We start from the raw sequence: 5,508 nt of genomic DNA, 5'->3' as shown, positions 1-5,508 counted from the left end.
CTCGCCAAGCTGGAAACCCTTCTGTCCTTCCCGGAGCGCGCCCGGATGCCAAACCTGCTCCTGGTCGGCGAAAGCGGCATGGGCAAGACCATGATCATCGAGAAATTCACGCGCGATCACTCCTCGAGTTTTGACGACACCACCGGTCGGTTGCATATGCCGGTCGTCGCGGTGCAAATGGTGTCCGGCCCGGATGAGACAAGGTTCTACCGCCGGATTCTGGCTGCAATCGGTGCCCCGGAACCTCCCCGCGCAACGCTTGCTGTCCTCGAAAGCCTGGCCCTGCGGCTGCTTACCGAGTTGCGGCCCCACATGCTGGTGATCGACGAAATCCACAGCCTGCAGGCGGGCACAATACGCGAACAGGCACGGTTCCTGAACATGCTGCGGTTTCTGGGCAACGAGTTGCGCGTTCCCCTCGTTTGCGTCGGCACCGCCCAGGCCCGCAATGCGCTGCGCACCGATGACCAGCTGGTGCGCCGGTTCGAGGCCTTCGCCCTGCCGCCTTGGCAGGACGGGGCCGATTTCACCGGGCTGATGAGCACACTGATGCGCAGCCTGCCGCTCCGGCGCGAAAGCGAGATCGACGAGAAGGCGCTCTCGCGGATGATCAAGGTGACCGGCGGCATCACCTCGGGGATATTTTCCATCATGTCTCAGCTGGCAATCGCCGCCATCGAAAGCGGCGAGGAACGCATCCTTTCGCGTGACATTCTGGGCGGCGACAGGTTGCAGGCGGTCCTGGGAGAGCCGGTGTGATAGGGCAGGGCCTTCTGCCGGTGGTGTTCCCTCCCGAGGCGGACGAACGCCTGTCCTCCTGGATCGCCCGCATGGCGCCGTTCTACGCGATGACAGTACCGGAGTTCCTGGCCGAGCTTGGCTTGTCCGGTCGCGATGTGTTCGATCTGGAATGGCGACTATCGGAAGGGGAGGGGGCTCAGATTGAGGCGCGAACCGGGCTTTCGCCCCAGGTCGTGCAGGGGATGACGTTCGGTGAACTGATACCGGAGGCCCGGATGATGATTCGCAGGAACCGGTATCACTGCCCGATGTGTCCCGCCGACGTGCAGAGCAAGTCCGCGGCTCTTCCGTGGGCTTTTCGGTGTCCTGTCCATGGTTCAGATTATCAGGATGCGACAGGCGAGGCGCTGCCTGTTGTGCTGGGTGCAAAACGGATGGCGACAGCGGAAGCGCCTGCAAAGGTCGGGGCTGCTGTTCTCGATGCGTGGGTTCAGGGACTCGATCAGGGGGATTGGGGGCCAGTCGAGATACTGGCCCTTCTGACAACACGACACCGCCGAGCCTCGCCCCCATCTCTTTCTGAGCAACCGCGCATGTCGTTGCAGACCCGGCGCGACTATCACGACTTCCTCACGACGCCGATCATCCGCCAGGCGCTGACGGTTGTCGTCCCAGAATATGACGAGGTTGCGCCAGTCCTGGCCAAGCCCGTGCGTCCCGGGTTGTTTGGCCTCGCACAGGGCTCGTTGCTACAAGCACTTGCATTGACGGTGGGGATCGGTCGGGTTGTCGAAAGCCCGGTCGATCAGGCGATCTCCATCTTGCTGAAGAGCGACGTGGACGGGCAGGTGCGGGTTCGCGAGGCGCTTGCGGCATGGCCTCTCTCGTTGAGGAGACGTATCTCAGCCCGGCTCTGGCGTGCTCAGCGCGACGAGAGAGAGCGTCAGAGCGCCGCAAAGCCTTCGAGGCGCCGCCAGTCGCACGAATTCCGGCGCGTCCAGTCTCATGAATTGTCGTTTTAGTTTCACCACTGGACTCTAAGCTATTGACTCTGTGCGATTCAAGTTCATGGTTCATTTTTGGATTCTAGGTGAATCGCTGGACTTTTGATACTGTTTTCATGGTTTGACCATGGTGGACCATTCCGACATCATCGCGGCAGAGGACGAGGCCTGGGAACGGGCGGTCGAGCGGGAGGCTGTGGTCCGCCGACTGGCCGAACAAGCCCGTATTCCGCGCGCCGAATTCCTGGCTGCCTGCCGTGATCTCGACATCAAACGATCCCGGCTTTACCAGCTGATCAGGGCCTACAAAGCCCGCCCGCTCACCAGTTCGCTTTTGGCGTCGACTGTGGGAACCCAGCCCGGAACCCGACGCTTGCCGGACGAGGTCGAGGCGGTGATTTCCGAAGCGATCGAGGCGTTCTACAAGTCGCCCCAGAAGCCCAGCATCAATGCGTTGCACAAGGAGGTGCGCAGGCGCTGCCGGATGCAGGATTTGCGCACGCCGTGCTGGGCCACATTGCGCGATCGCGTGGGTGCGATGGACCCTGTCGAACTGACGAAGGCGCGGGAAGGGGCGAAAGCAGCTCGCAACCAATACCGTCCGGTTCCCGGCACCTACCGGGTCGACAGGGCCTATGAGGTGGTTCAGATCGATCACACGCTGGTCGACGTGATTGTCGTGGACCGCATTCACCGCAAACCCCTGCAAAGGCCCTGGCTGACGCTCGCCATTGATGTCGCCAGCCGCATGGTGGCGGGCTTCTACCTGACGCTCGAACCGCCGTCGGCCCTGTCCGTTTCGCTGGCCATCCAGCATGTTGTGCAACCGAAGTTCGGGTGGCTGGAGGCTCTCGGGATCGACGCAGACTGGCCTGCGGACGGGCTGCCCGAAACCATCCATGTCGATAACGCCAAGGAGTTTCGCTCCCGTGCGATGACGCGCGGGGCCGAGGAGCATGGAATTTCTCTGCAGTACCGTCCAATTGGTGCCCCGCACTATGGCGGTCATATCGAGCGGCTGATCGGCACGATGATGGGCGCGGTGCACCTGTTGCCTGGTTCGACCTTCAGCAGCATCAAGGATCGCGGTGACTACGATTCCGTTTCGAATTCCGCGATGACGCTCGATGAACTGGAGCGCTGGCTGGCACTGGAAATCACCCGCTACCATGCCGAACGGCACCGCATGCTCGGGATTCCTCCGCTTGCCGCCTGGCACGAGGCCTTCGGGCAGCGCGCCACCCCTTTGCGTCAGCCCTATGATCCAGAAGGGTTCCGTGTCGATTTTCTTCCGAGTGAACTGCGTATGGTGCGCCGTGATGGCATCCATCTGTTCGGGTTGCGGTACTGGGACGATATCTTGAGCCTCTGGGCGGGCCGTCAGGGCCGGCGATTTCGGGTTTTCTACGATCCGCGCGACCTCTCCACGGTGTTCGTGCGCAATCCCGGGGGTCAGCGATATGCTGTACGGTTTGCCGATCTGCGGCATCCGTCGATTACCCTCGCCGAGCATCGCCGAGCGCAGGCGCTGCTGAAGGAACGGGGACGATCATTGGAGGATGAAGAGCTGATATTCCAGGTGATTGAAGAGCAGCGGGCGCTGGTCGATGCCGCAACGGGCAAGACGCGGGAGGCGAGGCGGTTTGCCGAGCGTCGTGACCGGGCGCTTGATGGTGCCGGGGCATACGAGGTCGAAGACACCGCTCCGGAGCCCGAGAGCGGTAGGAACGTGCTCAAGGACCATCCGGGGTTCGAGGTGGAGGAATGGTCGTGACAGATAACGGGCAGCTTGCGCATCTCGACCCGACCTATAGGCGGTTTGCAAACCTGCCGGATGCGGAGCGCATCGCCTGGATCAGGGCGGACCGCTGGATCGGTTTCGATCAGGCGGGCGCAGCCCTTGCGCGCCTGGAAAATCTGCTGAGCTACCCACCCCGCGACCGGATGCCCTGCCTGTTGATCTACGGCGATACCGGCATGGGAAAGACCAAGATCGTCCGCAAGTTCGAACGTGATCATCCGCCGAAATTCAACCAGGTGACCGGTGTAGATCATCGCCCGGTGGTGGTCGCGCAGGTGCCGTCTGAGCCGATCGAGCGTGATCTTTACCGCGAGCTTCTGGCCAGCATGGGCGCACCGGCAATGGCGGGCGGTACGCTTGCGCGCGAGAAGGACGTTTGCCGGTCACTCCTGCGTACCGTGGGCGCGAAGATGATCATCCTCGACGAGGTGAACGGCATGCTGGCCGGCACCTTCCGGCAGCAACGCATCTTTCTTAACGCGATTAGGTTTCTGGCCAATGATCTGCGGATTCCGCTGGTTTGTGCCGGAACCGATCTCGCGCGCCAGGCCCTGTTGACCGATGCGCAGCTGGCTGAGCGGTTCGAGGCGTTTCACCTGAGGCCCTGGCAGAACGATGCCGCCTTTGCCGGTCTTCTGAAGAGCTTCGAGCGCATCCTGCCGCTGCGCGAACCTTCCGACCTGCTGAGCCCGGAAGCCAGGGATCGAATCCACAAGCTCACCTCTGGCGTCACGGCGCGCATATTTCGTCTGATCGAGACCGCGGCGGAGGCGGCCATCCACGCTGGCAAGGAACGCCTCGATGTGCATAGCTTCGGCGACGACCTGGTGCTGCCGCTGGTCTCGATGACCGAAACCGCACGCCGGCGCCGGAAACGGTCACCGCAACCGGTCAGCGCATGACCTCACCACTGCGGTTGCCGGTCGCGCCGCGTCCTTTCCGAAACGAACTTCTCTCGTCCTGGATGGCGCGGGTTGCCGCCCGTTACGGTCTGGAAGCCCCAGCTATGGCCGCCTGGTTGGCGGGGCAGGGGAGGGGAATACGGTCCCTGCTTCAGCTCGACGACATCGCCCCCGATCCCGACCTCGTCAGGCTCTGGGCGCGGGCCTGCCGGGTCGATCAGGAACGGCTCGCCCGCCTCTCGCTCCCGCATCCCTTCCCAGATCGTTCGCCAGCGTGGATCCTGGAGCGGCCCGGCGTGCCGGTTTGTCTGGGCTGTTTTGACAGTGACGCTTCGGCCGGGCGCGACAGTTACCTGAGGTCGGACTGGCGGCTGGCGGAGCAGGTGGCCTGTCCGGCACACGGCGAGATGTTGCACGACCGTTGCCCGGTTTGCAGTGGGCAGCTGCGGGTGTCTTTCCGGATGCGAGGCGGTCTGTTGCGCCCATTCTGCCGCAAATGCGAGGCTTTGCTCACCGGCAGGGAAGGGGAGAAATTGCGCCCCTGGGACGCCGGTTTCGCCGCAGGTGTTCTCGATCTTCAGCACCAGGTGCAAGGGCTTGTGTGGGGCGAGCCCGACCAACGTGCACGTCTCGAGAAGACGATCCGTGCCCTCTGGGCGCCGCTCGACCGGGTGGATGCGGCGCGGCCGGTTCTGGCACTCTGGTTCGATCAGCCGGGCTGGAATTGCCCCTTCGAGGCGCGCGGGGCCGTGAGCCGAGAGGCGCCACTCCAGCACCTGTCGGTGCGCTGGCGCGCCCTGACGCTGGTCGCTCTCGGCGACTTGTTCGGCGCGGAGCTGGTTTTCGATGCTGAACTGCCCGAGGTGGCGCACAGGTTGATCAGCAGGGCCGCGCCAGTTTTCCCGCGCCATCAGAGCCGGAGGCAAGGTAAAGAACCCTATTGACCGCGCGACGGGAAGAGTCCACAGATTGAGCATGAGCCCGGTCCACCCATTAAATGGGAACTTCCTCGACGAGAGGGCCGATTTCGGGCCAGTCCACCCATGAAATCAAAACGACA

At 63.2% G+C, this 5,508-nt stretch carries 5 protein-coding genes; all 5 read left to right on the top strand.

What is annotated here, in order from left to right; translation table 11 throughout:
• On the top strand, positions 1–759 hold a 759-nt coding region (locus tag ACGYK7_RS18890; protein WP_394403926.1), incomplete at its 5' end, for a TniB family NTP-binding protein.
• A 71-nt stretch (positions 760–830) separates the two neighbouring features.
• Complete coding sequence (locus ACGYK7_RS18885; protein ID WP_394403925.1) at positions 831–1,763, top strand: hypothetical protein; 933 nt, start codon at positions 831–833, stop codon at positions 1,761–1,763.
• A 109-nt stretch (positions 1,764–1,872) separates the two neighbouring features.
• Complete coding sequence (locus ACGYK7_RS18880) at positions 1,873–3,519, top strand: Mu transposase C-terminal domain-containing protein (protein WP_394403924.1); 1,647 nt, start codon at positions 1,873–1,875, stop codon at positions 3,517–3,519.
• Positions 3,510–4,448, top strand: coding sequence for a TniB family NTP-binding protein (locus tag ACGYK7_RS18875; protein ID WP_394403923.1), 939 nt, complete (start codon positions 3,510–3,512; stop codon positions 4,446–4,448). Before ACGYK7_RS18880 ends, ACGYK7_RS18875 begins: the two co-directional genes overlap by 10 nt.
• Complete coding sequence (locus ACGYK7_RS18870) at positions 4,445–5,392, top strand: TniQ family protein (RefSeq protein ID WP_394403922.1); 948 nt, start codon at positions 4,445–4,447, stop codon at positions 5,390–5,392. The genes ACGYK7_RS18875 and ACGYK7_RS18870 overlap by 4 nt, the downstream gene beginning before the upstream one ends.
• Positions 5,393–5,508 lie beyond the last annotated feature (116 nt).

It is taken from the genome of Sulfitobacter sp. 1A15299 (genome assembly GCF_043556915.1).
Lineage (GTDB): Bacteria > Pseudomonadota > Alphaproteobacteria > Rhodobacterales > Rhodobacteraceae > Sulfitobacter.
The sequence above is the reverse complement of the archived record's forward strand: the minus strand, read 5'-3'. Positions and strand labels throughout refer to the sequence as shown.

Bases quoted from the DNA above. Each gene is read 5' to 3' on its own strand.
- ACGYK7_RS18885 (WP_394403925.1), top strand. From the start codon at position 831: ATGGCGCCGTTCTACGCGATGACAGTACCGGAGTTCCTGGCCGAGCTT.
- ACGYK7_RS18880 (WP_394403924.1), top strand. From the start codon at position 1,873: ATGGTGGACCATTCCGACATCATCGCGGCAGAGGACGAGGCCTGGGAA.
- ACGYK7_RS18875 (WP_394403923.1), top strand. From the start codon at position 3,510: ATGGTCGTGACAGATAACGGGCAGCTTGCGCATCTCGACCCGACCTAT.
- ACGYK7_RS18870 (WP_394403922.1), top strand. From the start codon at position 4,445: ATGACCTCACCACTGCGGTTGCCGGTCGCGCCGCGTCCTTTCCGAAAC.